Source organism: Brevibacillus sp. NL20B1 (assembly GCF_018195675.1).
GTDB lineage: Bacteria > Bacillota > Bacilli > Brevibacillales > Brevibacillaceae > Brevibacillus > Brevibacillus aydinogluensis.
Map to the genome: position 1 here is coordinate 40,632 of NZ_JAGTPT010000025.1, position 26,512 is coordinate 67,143.

Consider the following 26,512-nt stretch of genomic DNA (forward strand, 5'->3'; position numbering starts at 1 on the left):
CTATGTATGGAAATTTTCCTCGTCCCGACCGCCCTGTATTCACCTCATACCTGCTTAACGCTCGTTGAAATATCAAAGCAGACCAACAGCCGGCAGACTAGGCGCATCTGCAGCGGCAGCAGTCGGAGACGAGGCGTCTGCGGCCTGCGTGAGCAGACACGACAGCACAAGCAGGAATGCAACGAATGAATCAAATGATCTAGGTTTTCGTACTTGTTCAAGGTCTTATGTCCCAAAGTGAATGGGAATTCCGAATAAAACGAACGTAATTGTCAATTGTTGTCGATTGTCTATTGGAGGTGTCTGTGCGTGAACGTTCTCGTAACGGGAGGATATGGCTTCATCGGGTCCTCGGTGGTCGAACGTTTTCACAAAGAGGGTCATCGGGTGTACATTATCGACAACCTGTCTACGGGCAGGCGGGAACGCGTGACCGTCCCCCACAAAGCGTACATCTACAGCGTGGATGACCGGGCCTGCGAAGAAGTATTTCGCAGCGTGGGATTCGACGTCGTGGTTCACCTGGCGGCCCATACGAGCGTCATGGACTCACTGGAACGCCCCTGCCACGATGCGGAGGCGAACATCCTCGGGCTGCTCAACATGCTGAATTGCGCGCGGCTGCACGGCGTCAAAAAGTTTATTTTCGCTTCGTCCGCGGCCGTCTACGGCGATACCGCCCAGCTTCCGATCCGTGAAGAGACAGCCTGCCATCCGCTGTCGCCGTACGGGATGAACAAGCGGCTGGGAGAGATGTACTGCGAGAAATGGCAGGAGTTGTACAAGCTCGATACCTTGTGCCTGCGCTTCTCCAACGTATACGGCCCCCGTCAGAGCAGCTCGGGGGAAGGGAGCGTCATTTCCGCCTTTCTGAACCAGGCACGGGAAGGCAAACCGCTGTATGTCTTTGGCGACGGAACGCAGACGCGCGATTTCATCTACGTCGACGATGTGGCCGATGCCATTTACCGCGGCGCCACGAGCAATGTGACGGGCATCTACAACGTGTCGACGGGCGTGGAAACCAGTGTGAACGAGCTGATCGAGCTGGTCCGAACGCTGGTTCCGGTAAATGATGTCCAGTACCTCGACAGCAGGCCGGGCGAGATCACCCGCTCCTTGCTGGACAACAGCCGGCTGAAGCACGACCTGGACTGGGTGCCGCTCTATTCGCTGCAGGAGGGGATTGCCAAAACCTACGAATGGATGCTGCGGCAGGAGGCGGTTGCGGCCCGTGAAGAGGCAGCACCCGCAAGAGAGACGTCCAGATGGTGGCGGATCGTCCGGCCGTATGTGGAAAACGGGCTGGCCTTTGCCGCAGTCGTCCTGCTGTCCCGCGACCAGAGCGGTCTTTTATACGAATATGGCATTGATTTTCGGCTGTTGTACATTCTGCTGATCGGGCTGCTCTACGGCTCGCGCCAGTCGTTTCTCTCCGCTGCGGCGGTGATCAGCCTGTATGTGGCCGACAACCTGGCCAACGGGCGCGCCTGGGGCTCGCTGTTGTTTGACCCGGAAACGCTGTTTGTCGCCGCAGTCTACCTGTTTTTCGGCCTGTCGGTCGGGTTTGTGCGGGACAAATACAAAAAAGAGCTGGCGTTTGCCAAAAACGAGCTGGCGGTGGAAGCGCAGCGGTATAAGCTGCTGATGGACGTGTACAAGGACACGCGCAGCGTCAAGGAGTCCCTGCAGCGGCAGGTGCTGACCAACAGGGACAGCCTGGGCCGCATCCATGCGCTCGTGACCGAACTGGAGAGCCTGGAGCCGGAGCAGGTTGTCAGCGCAGCGGTGAATGTGATGGAAGACCTGATGGAGTCCAGGAAAATCTCGATCTATGCCGTATCGGCGACCGGCTACTTGCGGCTGCTGTTGCAGTCCAACGACGACGAACTGCGCGCCCCCCGTTCGCTGCACCTGAGAGACGTGCCGGAACTCTCCGAGGTCGTCACGTCGCAGCGCTTGTGGGTGAACAAAAATCTGGTGCCGGAGCTGCCGATGCTGGCAGCGCCGGTGGTTCACCAGGGAGAGACGGTCGCGCTGGTCTGCGTGCACGAGCAGGGGTTTGAACAGTTTACCCTGTACCACGAAAACCTGTTTCGGATTGCCGTAGACATGATTTCCCGCTCGCTCTCCCGTGCCTTTATCTACGTGGCCGCCACGCGCAGCGAACGCTTCGTGGAGGAGACCCCGATTTTGCAGGAGGGAGCCTTTTTGGAAGTGTTGCGCAGCAAACAGGCGGCCAAGAAACGGTACCAGGCCGCGTACACCTTGCTGCACGTGGAAACCTCCGAAAACGGCTTCAAGGAAACGGCTGCGCGTCTTGCCCACCTGCTGCGCGACACGGATTATATCGGGCTGTTGCGGGGACAGCTGGTGCTGCTCCTGTCCAACTCTGGGCCGGAAGAGGCCGGGGCGGCAATGGAGCGGCTGCAAAAATACGGCGTGGCAACGCGCCTGGTGAGCGAGGATACGGTCTATGCTTAACGGAGCAATTGCGGCTTATTACGTGCTGACGGCGGTGTATCTGGTGATCCTGTTTCGCCGCCGGGAACCGATGCGCGGCGGCAGGGCAGCGCTGGCCTGCCTGCTCCCGTTTGCCGGGTTGCCGCTGGTGTTGGTCGCCAGCAGGGCGGGGGCCAAGAGTGCGTCCGCCAATCCGGACCGATTCGCCGACGTGGTGGGACTGAAGGCGGATTCGGGAGGCGTCCTGGTCAAAGTGGATCTGGAGAAGGAGACGTCGATTGTGCCGATTGAAGAGGCACTGGTGCTCAATGATCACACCACCCGCCGCCGGATCGTGATGGACGCTCTCAAGGAGGAAACGCTGGACCTCGTCAGCTACCTCGCCAAGGCCGCCCGAAACGATGACAGTGAAACCGCCCACTACGCCGTCACCGCCATTGTGGAAATGAAACGGGGGATGATGGCCGAACTGCAGCGGTGGTCGGTCGAACGGGAGCGTTCCCCTGATGATCCGACCGTGTTGGCCGGGTATGCCAACGCGTTGAAGCGGTATATCGGCAGCGGGCTGATGGATGCCGAGATGGAGCGCACCTACCGCCTGCAGCAGGCGGATGTACTGGAGCGTTTGATCCGACGTGAGGACTGCGGGGAAGAGGCGTTTGCCGACAAGGTGGAATGCGAACTTCTCCTGCGCCGCTACGACAGGGCAGAAGCAGCCTGCGAGCGGTTTCTCCAGGCTTATCCGCAATCGGAGATGGCTTATTACACGGCGCTGAAACTGTATTACTCGCTGCGGGCCGTCATGAAGTTTCACGAGACGCTGAACAGGCTGAAAGAATCGTCCATCACCGTGTCGTATCCGACTTTGCAGATTATCCGGTACTGGAGCAGGGATTTCGTATGATAATCAGGACAAAATCGCTCAGACGCATGATTGTGCTGCTCGTCTTCGTACTCCTGCTGACGCTGTTGATGCAGATGTCCCGTTCAACGCTGGTGATGCGCTGGAATGGGTTCAACGACGGACTTAGTGCCAAGGCCGCGGCCCGCAACGCGCTGACGCCTGCGGAGCTGGCCCGCATCGATCAGGAACGGCTGGTCATCCTGGCAGACCCGAATGACGCGATGAGCCAAAAGGTGGCGTATCAGGCGGAACAACTCCTGATCGGGATGAAAAAGCAGTTTGAGCGGTTGCCTGTGGGAAGCGCCGTGCCTGTTCCAGCGCCCGATGGCGTGATTGTGACCGTGTCCGATTTGACGCGGCTTGCCGGATCGGAATGGCTGAACGGCTACGTGGCGCGGGGCGGCCGCGTATTGCTGGCGATCGAGCCGGACAACAACGAGGCGTTTTCCGCCATGTACCGCCGGCTGGATATCGTTGAGATCGGCACGTACGTGGATACCAGCGAGATTCACCTCCACACCAACGTGCTGCTCGGGTTTGCCGACAGCGTGTTTCGCGATCCCGGCCTGCAGAATCACGTGCTGCGCGTCAAGCTGGGACAGCGCAGCCGCGTTCACGTCTCGGCGGGGGAACATGTGCCGCTGTTGTGGGAGGCGCCGTATGAAAAGGGAGCCTACATTGTGTTCAACAGCGTGCTGCTGCAGGAGAAGATCAACCGCGGACTGTTTGCGGGCGCCATCGGCGTGCTGCTGCCCGACCTGATCTATCCGGTGCTCAACGCCAAACTGATGTTTCTCGACGACTTTCCCGCCCCGTTCCCCCAGGGAACCCATCCCATCATCGACCGGGACTACCGGATGGATTTGCCGCAATTTTTCAAGAAAGTGTGGTGGCCGGACATGATCCGGCTGGCGCGCAGGCACGATCTGAAGTACACAGGGGCGCTCATCGTCACTTACAGCGACCGGGTTACCCCGCCGTTTGACTGGGAGAACGAAGCGGACGTCTCCAGCCTGGTGATGTACGGGCGCGAACTGCTGAAGGAAGGGGGAGAAATCGGCATCCACGGCTACAACCATCAGTCGCTGACCACCATTCCGCGGTTGTCGCGGGCGTTTGGCTACAACGTGTGGTCGAGCCAGCAGGAGATGAAGGACTCGCTTCGCTCCTTGCGGCAGTACGTCGAGTCTGTCTTTCCCCACTACCCGCTGCGTACCTACGTGCCGCCGTCCAACGCACTGGATGGTGCGGGGCGGCAGGTGCTGAAACAGGCGTTGCCCGACCTTGACAACATCTCGTCCCTCTACATCGAAGACCACCAGGATATCTCCTATGTGCAGGAATACAAACTGGCTCCCGACGGCTTGGTGGAGCTGCCGCGCGTGACGTCCGGGCACTTGATCGATGAGTACGACCGCTGGGCGATGGCCAACGCAGTCACCGCTCATGGCATCTTTTCCCACTTTGTTCACCCGGACGACGTGATTGATGAGGAACGGGGCGGCAAAGAAAGCTGGCGCGATCTGTACACGCGCCTGGATGAGTTCCTGGAACTGGTGCAGGACAAATACGGTTGGCTGCGGCCCATGACCTCGGCAGAGGCGAGCGCTGAGGCAAGGCGTACGCTAGTGAGCCAGCCTGTGTTTGAACGGCGTCCAGATGGCCTAACCGGCTACATCAACGGCTTTTCCGGCCCGCAGTACTTTCTGCTGCGGACCGACCGAAACATCGTGCGCACGAAGCAGTGCGAAGTGCGGCGCATCGATCAGGGCGCATTTCTGGTGCGCGCCGATCAAGAAATCTTTTCAATTGATTGGACGGATAAACCATGAAAATTTGTATTGTTGCGGAAGGTTCCTATCCGTATGTGACCGGCGGGGTGTCCAGTTGGATTCATGACCTGATCAACTCCATGCCCCAGCACGAGTTTGTCATATTTGCCATCGGAGCGGAGGAGCGAAACAGGGGGAGATTCTCCTACCGGCCGCCCGACAATGTATGCGAGGTTCGTGAAGTGTTTCTCGACACCTTTTTGCAGGAAGAAGGCCGCTGGGGCCGCCGGATTGAACTGAGCGGCAAAGAACGGGACGCCTTGCAGGGGCTGATTGTCGGCGAGCGGGATACCGACTGGGAGACACTGTTTCAGCTGCTGTGCGGCGGGCGCTGGGATGCGTCCACGGAATTTTTGATGAGCCAGGATTACTTTGATCTGTTGAGCGATGTGGCACGACAGCGGTACGAGCAGCTTCCGTTTCGGGAGTTGTTCTGGACGGTCCGTTCCATGCTGCTGCCGCTGATGCAGCTGCTTCGCCACCCGCTTCCCGAGGCGGACCTGTACCACGCCGTCTCGACCGGGTACGCCGGTGTCATCGCCAGTCTGGGCAAGCACCGCTACGGCCGTCCGATGCTTTTGACCGAGCACGGCATCTATTCCCGCGAGCGGGAGGAGGAGATCATCAAGGCGGACTGGGTCAAAGGGTATTTCAAAGACTTGTGGATTCGCTATTTTTACGGTCTGGCCCGCTGCGCCTACCAGTATGCCGACCAGGTGGTGACGCTGTTCAACCGAAACCGGGAGATCGAGATCGAGCTGGGCTGCCCTGAGTCAAAAATCGCGATTATCCCCAACGGCATCAAGGCGGACGAATACGTCGACCTGCCGCGAAAAACGGCGGACGACCCGGCCGTTCACATCGGTGCCATCGTGCGAGTGGTGCCGATCAAGGACATCCGGACGATGATCCAGAGCTTCGCTGTGGTCAAGCGGGAAGTGCCGCAAGCCAGGTTTAGCATCATGGGGCCGTACGACGAGGACCCGGACTACTACCGCGAATGCGTGGAACTGGCGGAAATGCTGGGCGTGCGGGATCTCACATTCACGGGCAGCGTCGACGTCAAGACTCGCATCGGCAAGCTGGACGTGGTCGTGCTTACCAGCATCAGCGAAGGGCAGCCGCTGGCCGTTCTGGAAGCGATGGCGGCGGCCAAACCGGTCGTGGCGACCGACGTCGGAAGCTGTCGGGAACTGCTCTACGGCAGCGAGGCGGGCGGGGTGGAAGGCCGCGCCGGGCTGGTCGTGCCGGTGCTGGACGACAAAGAGATTGCCCGCGCCATCATCACCTTGTGCAATAGCGAATCGCTGCGCCGGGAAATGGGAGAAAACGGACGGCGCCGCGTCCTGTCGGCGTATACCCACGAGCAGTTCATTTCCCGTTACGAATCGCTGTACGCCTCGCTCGGAAAGGAGGAGAAGACATGGCAGGTATCGGCTTCCAGCTAAAGCGGCTGTTTGACCGTGAAGGCCTGTTTGGCCGCGTGCAGGCCATCTCGTACGCTTCGCTGGTGACGGTGGGGCCGATTCTGAGCTGTATGGCGGCGGTCGCGGCCGTCCATTGGCTGCTCGTCACAGAAATGGCGCCGTATCGGGCCCGGCTGCTGTTTCAGGCGGGAACAGCGTACGTCTTTGCCTTTTCGTTTATCGTCGCGGCTCCGTTCTCCATGCTGTTTACCCGGCTTGCGTCCGACCAGCTCTACGATAAACGCTACGACGAACTGCTGCCGACGTTTTATAGAAGCCTGCAGCTGGCGCTGGGCAGCGCTGCGGTGCCCGCTGCGGCTTTTCTCCTGCTGGCGCCGCTGGAGCTGGCGGAGAAGCTGGTGTTGGTTGTGATGTACATGGAGCTGATTGTCATCTGGATGGGCGTGGTGTACGTGTCGGCGATGAAAGCGTACCGCCGGATTGCCGGGGCATTTTTCGCAGGCATGCTGCTGGCGATGATTGCGGTCTGGCTGTACGTTCGTCTGGAAGGGGAGCATCTGGCAGCGTGGGGGCTGTTTGCCGGATTGGCCGGCGGATTTTTTGTCACGGCATCGGTACTGCTGTGGGAGATTGAGCGTTTCTTTCGCACACCCAAGCCGCTGTATCCGAATGGATTGGTCTCGTATCTGCGCCAGTATCCCTCCCTGTTGGCGATCGGCCTGTTCACCGCCTTCTCGATGTATGCGCATCAGTTTGCCCAGTGGGTGTTTCACGGCGAGTGGCTGGAGGGGACGTTTCTGCTTGCTCCGGAATACGATGTGGCCGTCTACTACGCCGTCCTCTCCGTGCTGCCGACGCTGGTCTGGTTCGTGGTGTCGGTGGAGACGGCATTTTACCCGAAGTATCGCCAGTATTACGACGCGATTCTTGGACAGGGAAGCATTATCGAGATCGACCGCGCCCGCCGCGAGATGGAACAGGTGCTGATCGGCGAGATGGCCAAGCTGATGGGGATTCAACTCGTCTTTTCGCTGGTGGCTGTAGCCTGCGGCATCCTGTATCTGCCCTACATCGGTTTTACCGCCCAACAGGTGGATACCTTCAACATTTTGGTTATGTCCTTTTACACGTACATCATGACCAGTGTTTCGCTGTTGCTGTTGCTCTACTTTGATGATCGAAAGGGAGCGCTGGCGCTCTCGGCGATCTTTTTGGCGGCCAACATAGCAGCTGCCTGGGCCCTGCGCGACATCGAATACCAGGGGCTGTCCCTGTTTGCCGCCTCGTTTCCCGTCCTCATCGCCACTCTGAGCAGGCTGATATACCGGCTGCGCCGGCTGCACTACGCGACGTTCAGCGCACAGCCGCTGGCATCGCGGGAGCAAGACCGGATGCGCGGCAGGGCAGGGTGACAATGGAGGAGGAAAAAATGGAATGAAACAGATATGGAGAAGCGGGTGGCTGGCTGTCTTGCTGGCGATAAGCGTCGCAGCTGGCGGTTGTGCGCCGGACGCAGATGTCAGCCAGCCGCAGGTGGAGGGGCCGGTCGTGCCGCCTGCCGTGGAGTACGCGCCCAAATTGCAGGAAAATCGGCTGGTCTACGATAAGGATCAGCCGGGAAGCGTCGTACACCTGTACATTACCGTGACGGATGACAACCTCAGCGCCGAGCGGCCGATGACCTGGGCGGAGTTGAACCGCATCGCCAACGAGAACGACAACACGGTCGAGCGAAAACTGAACGTCATCGTGCAGGAAGGGACGGATCAGGGACCACAAAAGGGGATGTTTGGTTACGGAACGAACGAGCCCAACGCTTCCATCACCCTTCGGGGCAAGTCGTCGATCAAGGCGATGCAGAAGTCGTACAAGATCAGGCTCTTTGACAATGCCGGCTACTGGCGGGATCAGCGGACCATCAACCTGAACAAGCACGTGTACGATTTTTCCCGGCTGCGCAACAAACTGAGCTTTGACTACTTCAAGCAGCTGCCGGACATCACCAGCCTGCGCACCCAGTTCGTTCACCTGCATGTCAGGGATCTCACCAGCGGGCGGGCGCAGGCGCCGTTTGAGGATTACGGCCTGTACACCCAGATTGAACAGCCCAACAAGTCGTTTCTCCGGACGCACGGGCTGGACCCCTACGGCCATCTGTACAAGGCTACCAACTTTGAGTTTTTCCGCTATCCCGACAAGTTGAAAATGGCGGACGATCCCACGTACGACAAACAGGCTTTCGAGTCCGTCCTGGAAATCAACGGTTCCCATGACCATGCCAAACTGCTGCGCATGCTGGATGATGTGAATGACATGACCAAGGATTTCGACGAAGTCTTTGACCGCCATTTCGACCGCGACAACTTCCTGACCTGGATGGCGGCCAACATCCTGATGGACAATGTTGACACGATGACACAAAACTTTTTCCTCTATTCTCCGCTGAACGCGGAAAAATGGTATTTCCTCCCATGGGATTACGACGCGGCGTTTGATTTTTACGGCAGCCCGGCCGGTAATCCCAATGAGCGCGCATTGTGGGAGCGGGGGATTCATAACTATTGGGGCAGCGTGCTGGCCAACCGGTTTTTTAAAAATCCGCAAAACGTCGAGCAGCTTGTGGCCAAAGTGCGCCAACTTCGCACCATCATCAATCCGGAAAACTCGCGGCGCATGATCGAGACGTACAAACCGGTCGTGTCCGCTTTCGTCAGACGCGAACCGGACATCCGCTACCTGCCGGGGCGGGTGGAGTTGTACGAGCAGGAGCTGGAGCGGATCATCCAAATGCCCGTGAAGAATGAGCAGGCATTCATCGCCAGCTTGCAGGCACCGATGCCGTATTATCTGGCAGATGTGGAGCAGGCGAACGGAACGCTGACGTTTCGCTGGGGGATGTCGTACGACCTGCAGGGCGATGAGCTGACCTACCGCTTCCAGTTGGCGAAAGAGCCGTCGTTTGCCCGCCCGTTGGTGGATCGCGACGGGTTGAAGGGAACCTCGCTCGTGCTGAACGGCATCGGCAAGGGCCGTTACTTTTGGCGAGTCACGGTGAAGGACGCGAAGGGGCACGTGATGACGGCCTTTGACAAGTTCTTTGACGAGAACGGCAACGTCTATAACGGCGTCCGCGACTTTTACGTGAAATGACGGGAGGGGAGCCTGTGCGTGCATGGAAACGGAAACACGCTGCGTCATGAACTGAAGTACTATATTCATCCGCACGATTACGTCGGGTTGCGCAACCGGCTGCGGGCGCTCCTTCCCTTGGACCGCCATTCCGTAAACGACGAAGGCTACCACATCCGCAGCCTGTATTTTGACGACATCCGGGAGAGCGCGCTGTACGACAAGATCAGCGGTTACTTCCAGCGGAAAAAGTACCGCATCCGCATCTACAACGTCAGCGACCGGATCATCCGGCTGGAGCGAAAAAGCAAGTGGAACGAGTACGTGCTCAAGGAATCGGCCCCGTTGACCCGCAGTCAGGTGTACCGGCTGCTGGAGGGTGACATCGACTGGTTGGCGGACAAGGGGCAGCGCCTGTTGGCTGATTTTTACCAGGATCTCAAGGCAGGTGCGATGAGGCCGTCCGTCATCGTCGACTACATCCGGGAGGCGTATGTGGATGTTTCCACCAACACCCGGGTTACCTTTGACAAACAGCTGGCAGCCGGGCTTCATTCGTTTGACCTGTTTGACCCCAACCTGGCTACCTGGGAAGCGATCCAGGGGCCGCGGATGATCATGGAGATCAAATTCCGGCGCTTTTTGCCGGGGACGATTCGCTCGCTGGCGCAGGTGTCGGCTCACCAGCGTTCGGCGATCTCCAAGTACGTCCTGTGCAAGGAGAGGCAAAAAGTATACGACCGCTAACGGCGGATACGCGGTGGGATGCACTGTATGGATGGGAAAGGAAGTGCGTTATGGACGAGCTGATTACGTTTCGGGATATCATCAAAAAAAGCGTGCTCAACCTCGGGGCGTTTACCAATGTATCGTGGGTGGACATGTGTCTGAGTCTTTTGGTCGCGTTTGCGGTCGGCATGTTTATCTACTACGTGTACCGCGTCTGCTACCGGGGAGTGGTATACAGCCACAATTACAACGTCACGTTCGTGCTGATGACGATTATCACCGCGCTGATTATCATGACCATCAGCACCAACATCGTGCTCTCGCTCGGCATGGTTGGAGCACTCAGCATCGTCCGGTTTCGGACGGCGGTCAAGGATCCGATGGACATCGTCTACATGTTTTGGGCTATCTCGGCGGGCATTGCCGCGGGGGCGAAGATATACTCCGTTGCCATCGTCGGTTCGCTGGTGGTGGGTCTTACGATCTGGTGGCTGACGCGGCGCAAGGAAGCCTCCTCCCCCTATCTGTTGATCCTGCATTACGAAGCGATTGCCGAAGACGAGGTCAAGCGGCGGATTCGGAAAATGAACGCCGTGCTGAAGTCAAAGACGGTGCGCAAGGAGCTGACCGAGCTGACGGTGGAACTGCGGATTCGCGACGACAACACCGCGTTTGTCAACGATTTCTCTGCATTGGAAGGGGTCAAAGACGTGGTGCTGGTCAGCTACAACGGCGAGTACGCCCAGTGATGATGTCCCCCTTGTTTGGGAAACCGGCCTGCGGGGAGGAAGGTAGGGCGTATTGACAAACGCGGTCAACTGTTTTTATAATCTCTCATGCTTACCTCCTTCCTTGCACCAGCGAAGGAGCCGACAGATGCATAGCATACCACGGCATTGAAGAGGAAGAGTAAGAGAGGGCGCTGACGTTCAGAGAGCCTGCCTGCAAGCTGAGAGGGGGGCCGTCATCTCTCTTTGAAGCCGCCTTGGAGCTCCTGCTTTTGAAATTGCGAGTAGAAAGCAGCGGATCAGCCCCCGTTATCGGGTGAAAGTCTGTGCAGGACTTTCCGAGTCTGCTTTTCGTGAGGAGAGCAGAAAAGCTGAGTGGTACCGCGATTCCGTCGCCTCAGCAATCGAATCTTTGGGACGAATGTTCCGGATTCGGTTGCGGGGCGATTTTTTGTTGGAGTACGCGGGTTGGCCACGCGCAATTTTACAGGAATGGAGTGGAAGTAATGGATCGTCAAAAGCAGCGTGAACTCTTGCGGCTGCTGGAACAGGACAGCCGCCTGAACCCGGAACAGATCGCCAGCTTGTTGGCCGAACCGGTGGATAGCGTAAAAGAGACAATCGCCCGGCTGGAAGCGGAAAAAGTGATCGTCAAGTATCCCGCGCTGATCAACTGGGAGCTGGTGGAGGACCATCCGTACGTGACGGCCATGATCGATGTCAAGGTGACGCCGAAGCGGGAAGTGGGTTTTGACGAGGTGGCGGAGCGAATCTGCCGTTTCCCGGAAGTGAAGGCCGTCTACCTGATGTCCGGCGCCAGCTACGACCTGTCCGTCGTGCTGGAAGGAAAAACGATGCGGGAAGTGGCGTCGTTTGTGTCGCAAAAGCTGGCCACGCTGGATTCCGTCGTCTCGACCGCGACCCACTTTATCCTCAAGCGGTACAAACACGACGGCATTCAGTTTGAAGACAGAGACGAAGACCACAGGATGGTGGTAACCCCATGAGTCAGCAAATCAGTGTACGTCAGCGCTTGTCCGCCACGGTCGCCTCGCTCAAGCCGTCGGGCATCCGCCGTTTCTTTGACCTGGCCGCTTCGATGGAAGGGGTCATCTCGCTCGGGGTAGGGGAACCGGATTTCGTCACCCCGTGGCGCGTGCGGGAAGCCTGCATCGCCTCGCTGGAACGGGGCTACACGGCGTATACCTCCAATGCCGGTCTCATCGAGCTGCGCAGGGAGATTCACAAGTACCTGGAGGAGCGCTTCGCCGTCTCGTACCATCCGGAAAAAGAGATCATGATTACAGTCGGTGCCAGTGAAGCGATTGACATCGCGCTGCGGGCCATCGTCGATCCCGGCGACGAGGTATTGGTCGTCGAGCCCTGCTATGTCTCCTACGAACCGGTCATCCGTCTGGCCGGCGGGGTGCCGGTGTTTTTGCACACGCGCGCGGAGCAGTCGTTTAAATTAACGCCTGAGGAGCTGGAGGCGCACATCACGCCGCGCACCAAGGCGATCATCTTCTGCTACCCGAACAACCCGACCGGCAGCACGATGTCGGCGGAGGAGTGGAAGCGGCTGATCCCGATCCTCGTCAAGCACGATCTGCTGGTCATCTCCGACGAGATTTACGCGGAGCTGAGTTACGGTCAGCGGCATGAGAGCATCGCCGCCCTGCCCGGGATGAAGGAGAGGACGATCCTGATCTCAGGTTTTTCCAAAGCGTTCGCGATGACGGGCTGGCGCCTCGGCTACGTCTGCGCGCCGGAAGATCTGCTCGGCGGCATGCTGAAGATTCACCAGTACACCATGCTGTGCGCGCCGATCATGGCGCAGATGGCCGCTCTGGAGGCGCTGCGGCATGGTCAGGCGGACATGGAGAGGATGGTGGAAAGCTACCGGCAGCGGCGCAATTTCGTCGTGCAGGGATTCAAGGAGATCGGCCTGTCCTGCCACGAGCCGGAAGGGGCGTTTTACGCGTTTCCTTCGATCGCGTCCACCGGGCTGGATGCCGGCGAGTTTGCCGAGCGGCTGCTGATGGAGGAAAAGGTGGCCGTGGTGCCGGGTGATGTGTTTGGCGACAGCGGCAGAGGCCACATCCGCTGCTCCTACGCCACTTCCCTGGATCAGCTTGGGAAGGCGCTGGAACGGATGGGGCGGTTCGTGCAGCGACTGTCGTAAAAAAGGAAAGGCCGGGGGTTCCCCGGCCTTTGCTATACCGATTAGTTGGATATTGTAGATTCGTCCGTGGAGAGATCCACTTCCCGCAGCGGCACCACTTTCGTCTTTTTCACGGCTTTGTAGCCGAGCCAGACGATCAAAAACAGCGGCAGGCCGATGTACGAGACGAGAATGCCGTTCCAATCGATCGTCTCCCCGGTGAAGGCGGTGTAGTTTTGGCCGAGGATGACGAAACAGCAGACGACGAATGCGAAAATCGGGCCAAACGGGAACCACTTCGCCCGGTACGGCAGTTCGTTCAAATCGCGGCCTTGGGCTGCAAACGCTTTGCGGAAGCGGTAGTGGCTGATTGCGATGCCCAGCCAGGCAATAAACCCGGACATCCCCGAGGCGTTGAGCAGCCAGATGTAGACAGTCCCGTCGCCAAACAGGGAGGCGAGAAACGCAAACATCCCGATGCTGGCAGTCAGCAGCAGCGCATTAACCGGAACGCCCCGCTTGTTTACCTTGCTGAACAGCTTGGGCGCCTTTCCTTCCTTGGCCAGCGTCCACAGCATGCGGGTGGAGGCGTACATGCCGGAGTTGCCCGCCGACAGGACGGAGGTCAGGATGACGGCGTTCATGACGGATGCGGCAAAGGCGAGTCCGGCTTTTTGGAACACCAGCGTAAACGGGCTGATCGCGATGTTCTCGATGTCGCCGTTGACCAGGTTGGGGTTGTCGTACGGGATCAACAGCCCAATCACGAAGATCGCCAGGATGTAGAACAGCAGGATGCGCCAAAACACCTGCTTGATCGCTTTCGGCACGTTTTTGGCAGGGTTTTCGCTTTCACCCGCAGCGATCCCGACCAGCTCCGTCCCCTGGAAGGAGAAGCCGGCGATCATGAAGACGCCGAGCATCGCCATGAAGCCGCCGTTGAACGGTGCATCGCCGACGGTAAAGTTGCGGAAGCCGACTGCTTCACCGCCCATGATGCCCAAGATCATCAGCAGGCCGATGACGATGAAGATGATTACGGTCGCTACCTTGATGAGGGAAAACCAGTATTCCGATTCGCCGTATCCTTTTACAGACAAATAATTCAGACCAAACATAAGCGCGAGGAACAGGGCGCTCCACAAGATGGACGGCGTGTCGGGGAACCAGTATTTCATGATCAAGGCCCCGGCTGACAGCTCGACGGCGATGGTGATGGCCCAGTTGTACCAGTAGTTCCACCCCAGCGCAAAGCCGAGGGACGGATCGACGAACTTCGTCGCGTAGGTGGAAAATGAACCGGAGACGGGGAGAAACGCCGCCATCTCGCCCAAACTGGTCATCAGGAAGTAGACCATCAGGCTGATGGCCGCGTAGGCGACGAGTGCGCCGCCCGGACCGGCGGAGTGGATGGAGCCGCCGCTCGCCAAAAACAGCCCCGTGCCGATGGAGCCGCCAATGGCGATCATGGTCAGATGTCGGGCCTTGAGGCCCCGCTGCAGTTGATTGGATTCCATGAGTGCTTGCACGACCTTTCTACAAAGATAGTCAGAAGGAAGGTCGGACATAAAAAATACCGCCCCAACGAACAGGGCGGTACTGTTACATCCCCACCAAGCCTTCGTTGAAGATAGCACATCACGTTTGCCCGGCTCGCAAACGTGACAGTTCTGCCCCTTTCGAGTACAGCCCCAGCCCGTGTGCCCAGAGAATGCACAGCGGACTTCGGCGGCTTTTCCCTCCTCTGGAGTCATCGATCTTCTCTGGATCTCGTGCCAGAATCATATAAAAGCCGCGACCTCTATCCCCATCGCATGTGATGAGGATAATCTGTGAAGTTTTGTTACGGTTCAAGTATATAGAAAATCGCGGCAAAATCAAGCACTAAAAACTGTAAGAGGTCGTTTTGCATACAAAGCGATTAGCTGAAATGATTTTTTATTGAAGAACATGCATAAGAACAGCCATGAGATATTCATTTTTTACAAGCTTTCTGATGAAATAAAACGGCTGCCCCAACATCACAACAAAAGCAAGGTAAGCGGGGGAAGGACTCCTTCACTCAAAACTATTTTCCGCATACCTATTTATTTACGTTTGGGACCCAGTAATTTCCTTCATTCTAGACTGACTTGTCCGAAAAATTCGATCATTTTCGTTGACAGATAGAAAAGAAACTGGTTATACTGGAAGAAACACTGATCGGATAGCATATTTTCCCATACGGTTAGGCGGAGAAACGGAGAAACCCTTACCCGTAAACACACTCCCAAAGGGGGATGTGTTTATCTACGTGAGGGTTTTTCTTTTTCCTCGGAAACTGTTTGACTATTCGATCAACAATCACAGAAAGAGGGGTCTGACACATGTTGAAAAAATGGTTGAACGTAGCAGCCACAGCCGTTTTGCTCTCCACTGTCGCCTTGGCAGGGTGCTCCTCCGGCCAGGAGGCTTCGTCCGGCAGCACACCGGCGGGAGACGGATCGGGAGGAACAAAAGAACTGGGCCCGATCGCGCTGTATTCCCCTGAGACGCCGGATATGACCAAAGAAATTGGTCTCAATTTTGAAAAGGCTTTCAAAGGGTCTTCCATCAACGTGCAGTACGCGGGGACCAACGTGCTGGTCAACCGCATGATTGCGGAAAAAGACAACCCGCAGGCGGACGTCTGGTACGGCGGCGGAGGATTCCTGCCGTTTGAAGCGGCCAAGGACAAGGACATCATCACATCGTACACGCCGGAAGCAATCAAGGATTGGCCGGAAGTGCGGGACGGCATCAAGCTCCGCGACAAGGACTGGAAGTGGATCGGCGCGGAAGTGTTCGTGCTCGGCTTTGCCTACAACAGCGACCTGGTGAAGCCGGAAGAGGCGCCGAAAAACTGGGACGACCTGCTTGACCCCAAATGGAAGGGCAAAATCCAGATGCCCAACCCCGCCGCGTCCGGCACCGCCACCCTCACTGTGCTGAGTCAACTGATGGCCCGCGGCGAAGAGCAGGGCTGGGACTACTTCAAAAAATTGGTGGAACAGATGAGCGCCATGCCCGACTCCGGCTCCGCACCTTCCAAAGCAGTAGCCAAAGGGGAGGCGCACATTGCGATCGCCTTTGACTTCATGGTGTACGAAATGAAGGCCAAGGGGGAGAAAATCGATTTCATCGTGCCGGACAAGACGCCGGTCATCGTCAACCCGGTGTCGCTCGTAAAAGACGGCCCGAATCCTGATGGCGGCAAGGCGCTGATCGACTACCTGCTGTCCAAGGAAGGGCAGCAAACGCTGGCCAACTGGTACCACATCCCGATCTCCAAAGACGTGGAGTCGAAAACGCCGCTTACCCTGGAGAAAGTCATCCCGCACGCGCAGGAGCTGGACATCGACTGGGTCGTGAGCAACTACGACCGGGTGCGCAACGAGTGGCGGCAAAAATTCCAGTAAGGAGGCTCTTGCATGGGGTCGGTTCGAATCGAGCACTTGCACAAGCAATTCAACGGAATCACCGCTTTGGAAGACGTCAATCTGGAGATTCGCGAAGGCGAATTCTTCGCTCTGCTAGGGCCATCCGGCTGCGGCAAAACGACGACCATGCGCTGTGTGGCCGGTTTTGAAAGCCCCACCTCAGGAAAGATTTTCATCGGGGAGCGGGATGTAAGCCACGTGCCCGCCAACCAGCGGAACTGCGGCATGGTGTTTCAAAGCTACGCGCTGTTTCCCCATCTCAGCGTATTTGAAAACGTCGCCTACAGCCTGCAGGTGCGCCGCTTTTACCAGGGCGGCCTGGGCACGAAGCTGTCCGTGCTGGCCCACATGCTCAACCGCAAGCTGGGGAAAGTGGACAAGGAGATCGAACAAAAGGTGCGTGACGCCCTTGACTTCGTCGAGCTTGGCCACCTCGCCGACCGACTGCCCGGACAGCTTTCGGGCGGCCAGCAGCAGCGCGTGGCGCTGGCCCGGGCGCTGATCATGGAGCCGGCCGTCCTGCTGATGGATGAGCCTCTGTCCAACCTGGACAAGAAGCTGCGCAACAGCATGCGCGTCACGATTCGGCGCATCCAGCAGAAAGTGGGGATCACGACGATTTTCGTGACGCACGACCAGGAAGAAGCGATGAGCATGGCCGACCGCGTGGCGGTGATGCAGGGCGGCAAACTGGTGCAGGTGGACACGCCCACGTCCCTGTACAGCCAGCCAGCCTCCACGTTTGTCGCCGATTTCGTCGGCTCGTCCAACATCTTTAAAGCGACGGTGAAGGAGTCCGGCGAGGCGGGCACGGTGCTGCAGCTCGTCGGCGACGGAATCATCCGCTCCGCGTTTTCGACCAACCGCAGCGAAGTGGACGTGATTATTCGGCCGGAAAGCATCCGTCTGTTTGCAGACGAGGCGCAGGCGGATGCGGGAGACAACCTGCTGGAAGGCACGATCTTGATGTCCACCTATCTGGGAGCGACCATCCGCTACGACGTGCAGGTGGGGCAGCTGCAGATGGAAGTGGACAAAACCTTTGAAGCGGGCAGCCCGGTGCTGCCAGCGGGGACGAACGTGAAGCTGGCAATCGATCCGAATGTCGTGGTGATCTTATGAAACAGCGGTACTCTTTTGCCCTCAGCGGCTTTACCGTGCTGAAATGGTTGATGTATCTTTTTTTCCTCGTGTTTTTGCTGGTCCCGCTGTTTTCCATCCTGCTCGTCAGCCTGACCGGAGAGCCGGTCAACCTGTTTGGCAGCCTGACCAGTCAAAAAATCTTGATGTCCACGCTGAAGAAGCTCTCCAACCTGTCGCTGGACGCGTACTCGTCGCTGGTGGAAGGCACCGGGTACTTTGCCGCGCTGATGAACAGCCTGAAGCTGAGCACGGGGGTGGCGCTGCTGGTGACGGTGTTGGTGCTGCCGATCGCCTACGCCTTCGCCCGCACCACCATGCCGTGGAAACCGTTCTTCGCCGCGCTCTGCACCATCCCGCTGGTGGTGCCGACGTTCATCTCCTCCTACGCGTTTACGCTGATGTTCGGCAAGACCGGGTGGGTCAACCACATCTACCGGTCGCTGGGCGGCGAAGGCGTGCTGTTTGACGTGCAGTCGATGCTGGGAATCGTGCTGGTACAGGTCTTTTTCTTCTTTCCCTACGCGCTGTGGCCGATGGTGGCGGCGTTCAAGATCAGCGACCTGACGCTGGAGGAGGCGTCGCAAAACCTGGGGGCGAAAGGCTGGTACACCTTTTTGCGGGTGACCCTGCCGCTGGCCGTGCCGGGGATCGTCTCCAGCATGCTGTTGATTTTTACCGTCAGCTTTTCCGATTTCGGGACGCCGATCATTCTGGCGCCCAAAGACCTGAACCTGATCGTGGTCGAAGCGTACCGCGAGATCGCCGGCTTCTACAACTGGGCGGGCTCGGCCGTCCTGACCGTCATCATGCTGCTGGTGGCCGCCTTCTTTTTCTGGCTGCAGCGGTTAGTGGTCAAAGGGAAGGAGTACGGCACCATCTCGGGCAAGCCGACGCGGCAGAAGCTGAATGACCACAAAGGGGTCGTCTCCGTGCTCACCGTCTACACTTTCCTGGTGATGCTGGTGCCGCTTTTGGCCGTCGGTTCCGTCTTTCTCTCGTCGCTGGCGACCACCTGGGGGCATCACGCCCTGCCCGACGGCTACACGCTGAAGCATTATCTGACCATTTTCAGCACGTCGCATAAAAATATTGTGAACAGCCTGGTGCTGGCGGCCGGCGCGCTGGTGCTGAGCGTCGTGATTGCCACGTTTGTTTCCTACTTCGTGGTGCGGCGCGGCTCCGGCGGACTTGACTTCGTCTCGTCGATCCCGCTGATCGTGCCGGGTATTTCCCTGGGAATTGCGCTGATCCAGACGTTTAATACGGCGCCGCTGAAATTGACCGGCACCGCCCTCTTGCTGATCGTCGCCTACACGATCCGGCGGATGCCGTACATGATCCGCTCGACGATGAGCTCAATGATGGCGATCCGCAAAGACATCGAAGAAGCGGCCGTCAACCTGGGCGCCTCCAACCTGCTGGCAGCCGTTACGGTCATCGGCCCGCTGATGCTGCCGGGCATCGCGGCAGGTGCGATCCTGGTGTTCGTGACGGTAATCAAGGAGACCAGCATCTCGCTGCTGCTGGCGCCGACGGATTGGGCGCCGATGAGCCTGGCTGTGTTTCAAAACCTGCTGCGGGGCGAGTACTACACCGCTTCAGCCATGGCGATCCTGATCATCGCCATTGTCATCGCACTGCAGTCTCTGGCAAAAAAACTGACCAAAGACCAACTGTACTAAGGAGAACGGACAATGAGAGGGTTTATCTTTGACCTCGACGGTACGGTCTATCTGGGTGATCGGTTGATTGAGGGGGCGGCGGAGGCGATTCGGACGCTGCGAGCGCGCGGCGACAAGGTGGTGTTCCTCTCCAACAAGCCGATCGCCACCCGCCAGTCCTACGCGGAGAAGCTGACAAACATGGGCATCCCCACAACAGTGGACGACGTGCTCAACTCTTCGCTGATCACGGCCCGGTATCTGCAGCGGGTATTGCAGCCGGGCGAGCGGGTGCTGGTCATCGGGGAGCAGCCGATCCGTGACGAGCTGGCGGCCCATGGCATCGTCATGAGCGACGACCCGTACGATGTGCAGTACGTCGTCCTGTCGTGGGATCGGCGGTTCAGCTACGAGACGCTGAACACGCTGTATCAGGCGGCGGTACGGGGAGCAAAGGTGATCGCCACCAACCCGGACCGGACGTGCCCGCTGGAAGACGGACAAATCCCGGACACCGGCGCGTTTATCGGCGCATTGGAAGGGGCGACGGGCAGGCCGATCGACCTCGTGGTGGGCAAACCTTCTCCGATCGCGGCGGAAGAGGCCGTCCGCCACCTGGGGTTGGACTACGCTTCCTGCTACATGGTGGGCGACCGTTTGGAAACAGACATTAAAATGGGCAACGATACCGGGATGAATTCCGTCCTCGTGCTGACCGGAATCTCCACGAGGGAGATGGCCGAGCGGAGCGAATACCGTCCGCGCTACATTTTAAATAGCATTAAAGAAATTGTGAATATTTAGAAACTGGTGGTATAATAGGTACAACCAACCTGACCTGGAGGGTAACGGATGTATCCTATTGTCGATCTAGTCGAACACCAGACCATCGCTGCGGTTCAAGCGGAAGCCGATGTGGATGACGCGATCAACAGCGACGTGAATATCGTCTTTCTGCTGACTGGCTCGATTTTCAACGTCAAGGAGCTGGTCGACCGGATCAAGCAGGCCGGCAAATGCGTCTTTTTGCACATGGAGTTCATCGAAGGCATCGCGCCCGATAAAAGCGGCGTGGCGTACGTGGCTCAATACATCGCTCCGACCGGCATCATCTCCACCCGCAGCAACCTGATTCGGGTCGCCAAGGAGATGGGGCTGATGGCAATCCAACGCATCTTTCTGATCGACCGCAACGCCGTGATCAAAGGCATCAAGGTCGTGGAGCAGAGCATGCCGGACGCGGTCGAAGTGATGCCTGGGGTGATGCCGCGAGTGATCCGGGAGATGACTGACCTGACGCCGCTGCCCATCATTGCCGGCGGACTGGTGGGCACCAAGCAGGAAATTGACGACGCGCTTGCCGCCGGGGCGCTGGCTGTATCGGTCGGCACCAAGGAACTGTGGTACTAGCGGCGTGTTGTATCGCAAGTCTTCTTGATCATTTTTATAAATAGGATACAGGGAAGAGAACAGGAGAACCCCCTTGAAAGGACAGCTTGTCTGATGACGGCAGGCTGCACTTTTCACGGGGGTTTTTTCATGATGAACCATTGAAGCGCGTGAGAAGAACCGGCGCGGGCGAAGCAGCAGGGAGGCTTTGTTCCCGCCGGAGAGGAGGCTTTTGTGTGAACAAGACATTTTCAGCGAGCAGCCGACTGGCTGTACTTCAGGAAATGGCAGGAGAGACGCTTGACCTGCTCGTGATCGGCGGCGGGATTACCGGTGCGGGCATCGCCCTGGACGCCAGCGTCCGCGGCATGAAGGTGGGCGTGGTGGAAAAAGCGGACTTCGGTTCGGGGACGAGCAGCCGCTCCACCAAACTGATTCACGGCGGGCTCCGGTATCTGAAGCAGGGAGAAGTGAAGCTGGTGCGGGAAGTGGGGAGAGAACGAGCCATCCTGTACAAAAACGCCCCCCATCTGGTCATTCCCGCCCCGATGCTGCTGCCGATCTACCAAGGGGGAACGTACGGCTACCTGGCTACGTCGGTCGGCCTCTACCTGTACGACCTGCTGGCCGGCGTGGAGCGAGCGGAGCGGCGGAAAATGCTCAGCCGCGACGAGACGATCCGGCAGGAGCCGCTGCTCAGGCGGGACCGGCTCAAAGGAGGCGGCCTCTACGTGGAATACCGCACGGACGACGCCCGGCTGACGCTCGACATCATGAAGACGGCGGTGGCACATGGAGCGCGGGCGGTCAATTACGCGGCAGCGCGCCAGTTTCTCTACCACAACGGCCGGTTGACGGGGGTGCGCGTCGCGGATGGCGTGTCGGGCCAGACGTTTGATCTGTACGCCGCCTGCATCGTCAACGCCGCCGGACCCTGGGTGGACGAACTGCGACAATTGGACGGCTCGCTTGCCGGCAAGCGCCTCTACCTGACGAAAGGCGTCCATCTGGTGGTCGCCTACGATCGTCTGCCGGTGTCGCAAGCGGCGTATTTTGACACCCCGGACGGACGCATGGTGTTTGTCATCCCGCGCGGCGCGGTCACCTACATCGGTACGACCGACACGCCCTACCGCAACGACATCGACCAGCCCCGCACCACCGTGGAAGATCGCGACTACCTGCTGCGTGCGGTCAACGCGATGTTCCCCGATGTCAGGCTGAAGCCGCAGGACGTGCTCTCCCACTGGGCCGGACTGCGCCCGCTGATTTACGAGGAGGGCAAAGGACCGTCGGAACTGTCGCGGAAAGACGAGGTGTTTCATTCCCCTTCCGGACTGATCACCATTGCAGGAGGCAAGCTGACCGGCTTCCGCAAGATGGCGGAGAAGGTGGTCGATCTGGTGGCGCAGCGGCTGCAGGAGCGGAAAGGCCGATCCTTTCCCGGCTGCACGACCGACCGGATCGTGATTAGCGGCGGAGAGCGGCGAGGATGGGAGCGGTATGAAGACTGGAAGCAGGAGATGCTGCGGATGGGGATGGAAAAAGGCGTCGATCGCCATACGGCGCAGGAGTGGCTCGACACATACGGCACCAACACGCTGCGGATTTACGACCGGCTGCCGGAACCGCCGCTCACCCCCGAACAGCTGCTGCGGGCGCAGATTCAGTACGCCGTGGAGGAGGAGATGACAGTGCACGCCGTGGACTTCCTGCGGCTGCGCACCGGCTGGACGTATTTTCAACTGCACAAGGCGGAAGAAAAGGCGGAGCAGGTCGTCAGGCTGATGGCCGATGCACTGCAGTGGGACGACGAGGAGACTGCACGCCAGCGGGAGATGATCGCGCGCTTGATCGCGTCAATCCGCCAGCTTCCGGAAAGCGACGAGGCGCTGGAGGAAGGAGCGCGTCGTGCGTGACCGGGGGTCACGTTGCAATTGATTTTTGACAAGACGAGATGAAAGTGTAAAGCCGTTGACAAAGCAGGTCAACGGCTATTTGACTTCAGTTATCTACCCGAAAGTGAAGACGCTTATTCACTCAGATCAAGGCTGGCATTACCAAATGAGCAAGTACCAACATGCATTGAAAGAGAAGAACGTTATGCAGAGTATGTCGCGGAAAGGAAACTGTCATGACAATGCTGTGAACTTCTTTGGTATCCTGAAATCAGAATTATTATAATATGCAAGAGTTTGAATGCATTAAGCATTTTAAACAAGAGTTGGCAAAATACATCGACTACTATAATAACAAACGCATCAAGGCAAAATTAAAAGGCTTGAATCCAGTGCAATACCGAACTCAAACCTTACTTGCGGCTTAACTAAAATTACTGTCTAACTTTTTGGGGTCACTTCAGTGCTGGTGGTTTATTTTTTTGCTTGCTTTGCTTTTGGGGTTACCGAAAGATTTATTAAAGGATATCACGCCGAGCAATACTTGGCTATTGGAAAAGCTACTTAAATGAAATTAGGGCGTCTAGTAGAAAGGGAGAAATATGTATATGTACAAAGCATGAATAATAGACATCTATTTGATGAGGCATCGATAATTCAATCGTTTATAGCTACGGCGTACTTGCTAAAGGCTAGCCGCAGATGAAGGTCATGGCATTCAAGCTTTTCGAAAAAATATGTACTCGACAAATGAAGATAGAGGAACGATGGCCAAGATTTGGCGGGAGTGACCGTCTCAGACGGCTCAATGAGTGGTCCCGCCCCTACAGCAAATTCCTGACGACAGGAAGTGGTGCATCAGGGACTCATAGAATTGCAGGCGACGTACCAGTTTGGGCTGTGCACTTTTTTGGGACTGTAGAGATTCGTAAACAAGCCATATAAAAAACGAAAACTACGTTAGAAAAATTTCAAGCACGATTAAAGATCAATCCTAAAATATGACATATAAAGTGTTGATATGTCAAAATTATAAGAATATAATACCAACGTAAAGGTAAAAAATTGAAAAATAGGAGGTTTAATAATGTTAATGAAGAAAATACATATTCTAACGTTATCAGCATCACTTGTTACATTATTTTTCTTCCAAGGGGTGATGACACCTGAAGCTTATGCAAAATCTAAGCAAAAAACTATTGACAGTATAGAGTTTAAACAGGATAGCGATAATGATGGATTAACAGACTTTAATGAATTGTTTATTACCAGCACAATAAACAATGATACTAATGGTAATGGGATATTAGATGGTGATGAAGATTATGACGGTGACGGACTTACAAATCTTGAAGAGCAGGAATTGGGAACAAAATTAGATGCTAAAGATAGTGATGGCGATGGTTTAGATGATAAAGTTGAAATAGATAAATACCAAACAAAACCATCAGTTGCAGATACTGATGGAGACGGTCTTAAAGATGGTATTGAAATTTCGTATTTAGGATCGGATCCATTAAATTCTGATGAAAACAACAACAAAAAGTTGGATGGGGATGAGAAACATAAATACACATTTCCAAAAAATGAATTTGGCATAAAAGGCGAAATGATCGGAATTTCAAACGTTCCTCAGAAAGTAATTGTCCGTCAGACACCGGTTCTGTTAGCCCAAAAAATAAGGAGTGCGCTAACTTTCAATATTGTAAGCTTGGATCCAAACATAGAATTTAATCTGTCGATACCGGTTAATGAGAAAGAAAAAAATGAAGACTATGTTTTATATAAATACAATGAAAAGAAAGTTCAGTTAGAACCTATTAAGGAACAAAAGTATTCCAAAAGGACAAATTCAATAGAGGTTGAGTTTGTAGGAGGAGGGACTTTTGTTTTACTATCCAGCAAAGATTTTACAGAATATGTACCAACAAAAGAAGCTAAAAGAGGAAAATTCAAGAGGAAAAAAGGGAAAGTAAAACTTATCAATTTACCACTAGAAATCGACGCTGAGAGCATTGGTGATGATGGGACATTTAAAATTTCAAAGACTGTAAAATATGATGATGATATCAGTCTGGATGGCGAAGCGGATGATGTTGATAACACCCATTTATTGGAGTCTACTTATAAAATAGAAGATGTGTATGAACAGGGGGATGAGACAATAGCTACTGCTACTGCTGTCACCACCCAGTCTGGAAAGACACCCGTTATCTTAGTTCATGGCTTATTGGGAGGGGCTGACACTTGGGGATTTGAAGATAGATGGTATCATATTGGATACGATGAACCTTGGGCCTCTGAACCCATTCGTTCTTATGAAACGATAACTGGAGAAAGCTATAGCACTCATGAAGAAACTACATATTCAAATATTGATGTTCATTCAATAACTGGAATTGTTGATGATGAAGAGCTTGGTCCAATGTTAATTATTGATTACGGGTATACCCCTAATGAAGATATTTTTACATTTATATATAACGCTGATGGTACTTCAGGTTGTGTTAGAACAGCAGCTAACCATCTAAATTCAGTTATTCGTGAGTTGAAAAATAGTGTATTCAGTAGTTCAACGCAGGATGTAAATCTGGTTGGGCATAGCATGGGAGGCTTGGTTTCTCGGTATTTAGTTGAGAATATCAGAAGCGCAGATGTTGAAAGGGTGGTTACCTTGGGGACTCCGCATTTTGGAAGCGATCAGGCACCTTTTGGAGATTTAGATAGAGATGATAGTGAATTGTGGAATGGTTCCAGGAAGCTTGAAAATGATTTCAGCAAACCACTTATTGGTTTTGCTGGATGGAACCCGAGCTATAATACACTGGTTGGGGATTTTGGCGATATAAGAAACATATATCAGACTGGACTAGGGGTTGGACCGACAAAAACTTATTCGAGTTGGAATGAATATGTAAATGAAAAGTATTATGATAAAACGGGAGATTATCCTTTGTACGGAGATATTGAAGATGGTCCAGTAAATATTGATTCAGCTCTTGGCTCGGATTATGACCCAGAGGAAGACTTCGGTGATTCTCCAGTAGAAATGAATACTAGATTCCTGATTTGGGATGATGAGTTTGGAGGACATAGTACAATGCGTAAACACCCAAGAACACCATACTATGTAGAAAAAGCGTTAACAGGAGCATATGACGATCGCTCTAAAAATTAAATAAGCATGGGAAATAAAAAAGAGGGAGGAAAATAGCTTGGCAGTTCATTTCCTCCCTTTACTTTAGTAAAAATGTGGATTTGTTGAAAACAATAACAAGGAGTAATATATGGACAAAATCATGTCAAAAATAATTGCAATATATGCAATCATATGGTTAACAGTTCTAGCTATTATTATAGCAACCCAAGAAGAAATAACATTATACTACGCTTCAATAGGTACATTTGTTATCGGGTTGATCGTTTTGATTGGCTTGTTCGCTTTAAAAAAAATACTCCATATTCGCTCTGCCGATAATAAAAAACAAGAAGTTTTATGGGGCATTATTTTTGCCTTATTATTTGTTGCGTTAATTCTTTTTGTAGTCGTTATGACAGCACTGTTTTAGGCGAATGGATCCGATTAAAGG

General features: G+C 55.7%; 19 protein-coding genes, 1 pseudogene, 1 riboswitch and 1 other annotated feature. Of the genes and pseudogenes, 19 read left to right on the top strand and 1 reads right to left on the bottom strand.

What is annotated here, in order from left to right; genetic code table 11:
- Positions 1-309 precede the first annotated feature (309 nt).
- The 10 genes from KDN35_RS15780 to KDN35_RS15825 all read left to right on the top strand — a co-directional run bounded on the left by KDN35_RS15780 (position 310) and on the right by KDN35_RS15825 (position 13,394).
- A complete protein-coding gene (locus KDN35_RS15780; RefSeq protein WP_212133199.1) occupies positions 310-2,484 on the top strand; it encodes an NAD-dependent epimerase/dehydratase family protein in 2,175 nt (724 codons plus the stop codon).
- Positions 2,477-3,367 (top strand): hypothetical protein, encoded by an 891-nt coding sequence (locus KDN35_RS15785; protein WP_171566586.1) that lies wholly within the window; start codon positions 2,477-2,479, stop codon positions 3,365-3,367. The genes KDN35_RS15780 and KDN35_RS15785 overlap by 8 nt, the downstream gene beginning before the upstream one ends.
- A complete protein-coding gene (locus KDN35_RS15790) occupies positions 3,364-5,199 on the top strand; it encodes a DUF2194 domain-containing protein (protein ID WP_171566587.1) in 1,836 nt (611 codons plus the stop codon). Before KDN35_RS15785 ends, KDN35_RS15790 begins: the two co-directional genes overlap by 4 nt.
- Complete coding sequence (gene pelF, locus KDN35_RS15795) at positions 5,196-6,647, top strand: GT4 family glycosyltransferase PelF (protein WP_171566588.1); 1,452 nt, start codon at positions 5,196-5,198, stop codon at positions 6,645-6,647. Before KDN35_RS15790 ends, pelF begins: the two co-directional genes overlap by 4 nt.
- A complete protein-coding gene (gene pelG, locus KDN35_RS15800; protein WP_171566589.1) occupies positions 6,623-8,038 on the top strand; it encodes an exopolysaccharide Pel transporter PelG in 1,416 nt (471 codons plus the stop codon). Before pelF ends, pelG begins: the two co-directional genes overlap by 25 nt.
- A gap of 22 nt (positions 8,039-8,060) precedes the next feature.
- Complete coding sequence (locus KDN35_RS15805; protein ID WP_171566590.1) at positions 8,061-9,776, top strand: CotH kinase family protein; 1,716 nt, start codon at positions 8,061-8,063, stop codon at positions 9,774-9,776.
- An 18-nt stretch (positions 9,777-9,794) separates the two neighbouring features.
- Positions 9,795-10,502 carry a polyphosphate polymerase domain-containing protein gene (locus tag KDN35_RS15810; RefSeq protein ID WP_171566591.1) on the top strand — a complete coding sequence of 236 codons (708 nt, stop codon included), beginning with the start codon at positions 9,795-9,797 and terminating at the stop codon, positions 10,500-10,502.
- Positions 10,503-10,552: 50 nt separating this feature from the next.
- The gene (locus KDN35_RS15815) at positions 10,553-11,233 is read left to right on the top strand and encodes a DUF4956 domain-containing protein (protein WP_171566592.1); all 681 of its coding nucleotides are present in this window, start codon (positions 10,553-10,555) and stop codon (positions 11,231-11,233) included.
- Between the two features lie 138 nt (positions 11,234-11,371).
- Positions 11,372-11,615 (top strand) — a binding site (T-box leader).
- Between the two features lie 103 nt (positions 11,616-11,718).
- On the top strand, positions 11,719-12,219 hold the full coding sequence (locus KDN35_RS15820) for an Lrp/AsnC family transcriptional regulator (protein ID WP_212133200.1): 501 nt from the start codon (positions 11,719-11,721) through the stop codon (positions 12,217-12,219).
- Positions 12,216-13,394 carry an aminotransferase gene (locus KDN35_RS15825; RefSeq protein ID WP_171566594.1) on the top strand — a complete coding sequence of 393 codons (1,179 nt, stop codon included), beginning with the start codon at positions 12,216-12,218 and terminating at the stop codon, positions 13,392-13,394. The genes KDN35_RS15820 and KDN35_RS15825 overlap by 4 nt, the downstream gene beginning before the upstream one ends.
- A gap of 41 nt (positions 13,395-13,435) precedes the next feature.
- On the opposite strand, the gene KDN35_RS15830 is transcribed toward KDN35_RS15825, so the two are convergent.
- Complete coding sequence (locus KDN35_RS15830; protein WP_171566595.1) at positions 13,436-14,890, bottom strand: amino acid permease; 1,455 nt, start codon at positions 14,888-14,890, stop codon at positions 13,436-13,438.
- A 106-nt stretch (positions 14,891-14,996) separates the two neighbouring features.
- A riboswitch (Lysine riboswitch) is annotated at positions 14,997-15,185 on the bottom strand.
- Positions 15,186-15,739: 554 nt separating this feature from the next.
- On the opposite strand from KDN35_RS15830, the gene KDN35_RS15835 reads away from it, so the two are divergent.
- From KDN35_RS15835 to KDN35_RS15875, 9 genes and pseudogenes are all read left to right on the top strand, one after another.
- On the top strand, positions 15,740-16,810 hold the full coding sequence (locus KDN35_RS15835) for an extracellular solute-binding protein (RefSeq protein ID WP_212133201.1): 1,071 nt from the start codon (positions 15,740-15,742) through the stop codon (positions 16,808-16,810).
- A gap of 12 nt (positions 16,811-16,822) precedes the next feature.
- On the top strand, positions 16,823-17,953 hold the full coding sequence (locus tag KDN35_RS15840; RefSeq protein ID WP_212133202.1) for an ABC transporter ATP-binding protein: 1,131 nt from the start codon (positions 16,823-16,825) through the stop codon (positions 17,951-17,953).
- A 35-nt stretch (positions 17,954-17,988) separates the two neighbouring features.
- On the top strand, positions 17,989-19,656 hold the full coding sequence (locus KDN35_RS15845; protein ID WP_349290991.1) for an ABC transporter permease: 1,668 nt from the start codon (positions 17,989-17,991) through the stop codon (positions 19,654-19,656).
- Positions 19,657-19,668: 12 nt separating this feature from the next.
- Complete coding sequence (locus KDN35_RS15850; RefSeq protein WP_171566599.1) at positions 19,669-20,439, top strand: HAD-IIA family hydrolase; 771 nt, start codon at positions 19,669-19,671, stop codon at positions 20,437-20,439.
- A 48-nt stretch (positions 20,440-20,487) separates the two neighbouring features.
- Positions 20,488-21,045, top strand: a complete 558-nt coding sequence (locus tag KDN35_RS15855; RefSeq protein WP_171566600.1) for a glycerol-3-phosphate responsive antiterminator — start codon at positions 20,488-20,490, stop codon at positions 21,043-21,045.
- A gap of 215 nt (positions 21,046-21,260) precedes the next feature.
- On the top strand, positions 21,261-22,943 hold the full coding sequence (locus KDN35_RS15860; protein WP_212133204.1) for a glycerol-3-phosphate dehydrogenase/oxidase: 1,683 nt from the start codon (positions 21,261-21,263) through the stop codon (positions 22,941-22,943).
- Between the two features lie 112 nt (positions 22,944-23,055).
- A pseudogene (locus tag KDN35_RS15865) lies at positions 23,056-23,350 on the top strand (IS3 family transposase); the annotation flags it as partial.
- A 659-nt stretch (positions 23,351-24,009) separates the two neighbouring features.
- On the top strand, positions 24,010-26,100 hold the full coding sequence (locus KDN35_RS15870) for an esterase/lipase family protein (protein WP_212133205.1): 2,091 nt from the start codon (positions 24,010-24,012) through the stop codon (positions 26,098-26,100).
- A gap of 109 nt (positions 26,101-26,209) precedes the next feature.
- The gene (locus KDN35_RS15875; protein ID WP_029097907.1) at positions 26,210-26,491 is read left to right on the top strand and encodes a hypothetical protein; all 282 of its coding nucleotides are present in this window, start codon (positions 26,210-26,212) and stop codon (positions 26,489-26,491) included.
- Positions 26,492-26,512 lie beyond the last annotated feature (21 nt).